Source organism: Trichlorobacter sp., assembly GCF_030247655.1.
Classification (GTDB): Bacteria; Desulfobacterota; Desulfuromonadia; order Geobacterales; family Pseudopelobacteraceae; genus Trichlorobacter.
The window spans coordinates 1-1,981 of record NZ_JAOTRZ010000335.1 but is presented as its reverse complement, the minus strand read 5'-3'; the positions used below and the strand labels follow the sequence as shown (position 1 = coordinate 1,981).

General features: G+C 44.4%; 3 protein-coding genes. 2 read left to right on the top strand and 1 reads right to left on the bottom strand.

Features of this window, described 5'->3' with window-relative positions:
- Positions 1 to 540: DUF4214 domain-containing protein (locus OEL57_RS16405; protein ID WP_300741981.1), on the top strand; the 540-nt coding region annotated here is incomplete at its 5' end.
- A gap of 70 nt (positions 541 to 610) precedes the next feature.
- Positions 611 to 1,246: a hypothetical protein gene (locus tag OEL57_RS16400; protein ID WP_300741980.1), complete on the top strand. Its 636-nt coding sequence runs from the start codon at positions 611 to 613 to the stop codon at positions 1,244 to 1,246.
- 144 nt (positions 1,247 to 1,390) lie between these two features.
- Here the strand turns inward: OEL57_RS16400 and OEL57_RS16395 are convergent.
- Positions 1,391 to 1,981, bottom strand: a 591-nt coding sequence (locus OEL57_RS16395) for a DUF234 domain-containing protein (protein WP_300741978.1), incomplete at its 5' end; no start/stop codon positions are given.

The window sequence follows — 1,981 nt, the reverse complement described above, 5'->3', positions numbered from 1 at the left end:
ATACGGGATAGTGCCCTTAAAGGTGCCTATGAACAACTGCCAGTTGTTTTTGTTTCAAAGTGGGATGAGTCATGTCTGAACCTGGAAAAGCTTGAAAAATGGCATTGTACTTTTTCTGCAATACATGATGATCCTGAAAAAAGACAGGCTGTAATTGAGCGTTTGGGTATTGATTACTGGTGGCATAAAATATGTAGTTTGTTACCCACTCAAAAGAAAAAACTTGTTGCTGCAATATCTTATGATGAATTGATGGCTCATGACGCAGATGATTTTATCAAATGTGTATATCTGACATTGCTTGGAAGAACACCTGACTCTGAAGGGTTCAAGTATTATTCGTCGAGAATGGCTTGTGGGACGTCTAAGTTGTCAGTACTACGTCAAATTGCCAACTCTTGTGAGTTTAAAAATATCAAAGGAGTTGTTGTTCCTAAAGATATTTTTGACGCTTTGAACAAAAACGGTGTGATCAGCATGTTGAGCGTTGGTCAGGCGTACGCGCGCTTATCAAATTTAATAAGGAAGTGTAGGTTTTGATATGAAGCCCGTTATGATATTAGGTATGCATCGCAGCGGTACCAGCTGTCTTACCGGTAGCTTGCAGCAGATGGGCCTGTTTCTTGGAGAGGTATATACCGAGAATCCGTTTAATCTTAAAGGCAACCGCGAAAGTGAGCGTATTGTTGTTTTAAATAACACAGTGCTTGAAAAAAATGGTGGGGTATGGTGTTCCCCTCCAACCACTATTGGGTGGGATGAGGCACAAGTGTTGGAACGTGATGCCATTATCCGCGATATGACTGTAGCTTCAGGTGGTAGCATGTGGGGATTTAAAGACCCCCGATGCCTTTTTACCTTTCCTTTCTGGGCGGAAGGGCTTGGTGATTTTCAGCTGGTCGGTACCTTCCGACATCCGTTAAGTGTGGCCCAGTCATTATATTTTAGAAATCAGATTCCTTTGGATGAAGGGCTTGCTTTATGGCGTGCCTATAATGAGCGGTTACTTGAACTGTTGCAGTGTTATCGTTTTCCGCTTGTATCGTTTGATGTAGATGCAGATCAATACCTGGCTTCAGTTAAAAGGGTGGCCGCCTATCTGGGGCTTAGCGGAGGCCCGGTTGAAGGTCATACGTTTTTTGAAGAATCATTGCGTAAACAGAGAGAGTACTGTGCAGAGCCGGTTCCTGATGATTGTCGCGCACTGTATCTAGCGTTGCAGGATTTTTATCTGCTCAACCTATAGAACAGTAGCTACCTTTTGCTTCATTTCGTCATCAAACGTAACCTGACGAAATAATCACTGAGCTGTCAACGGTAACTATCTTTACTGACGTTATCCCTTGCAATGAAAAATAGAGGGACACCATACCTGTTGACCACCGCTACGTCACGTTCCTGTTGCCAGATACTCCGCTGTATTCTCCAGCCCCAACGCCTTGTAGCTGACGTTGTAGCCCTTAAACTCCATGCAGAGGTTACGAGCTTTTTGCTCAAGTTCAGTAAGATTGATCCTGTCTCTATTCAGCTTGATCTCAGCAACCACCAATTCTTTGGTCAGGTCATTTACGGCCACAAGGTCAATCTCGTTTTTGTTGCCACGCTCCCAGTATGATCCGATATGGTTGTAGCTGCCGGTATGGGCAAACAGTTCATGGAAGAACCTTTCCAGTATCCTGCCTGCCCAGGTGGTGTAATCTCTGTTCACGATCTGTCGGATGTAGTCAAAGTTGCCGGTTTCAACCGCAGAAAGATTGCGGTAGATAAACCTGAACCAGAAGCTTAAGAAGTTGTCTCTGATGTAATATTTATGCAGTCTGCATCCCGGTTTGGCGATAATGGGACGATGCCGGTAGATCAGGGCATATTCACCTTCCAGTTTTGCCAGATACGCACCGCTATGGATTTCAAGTACTGACTCAATTTCACTTCTGGCGGTTTTGCCGGTAGCGATCAATTCCAGTATGGAGAAGTAGGTGCC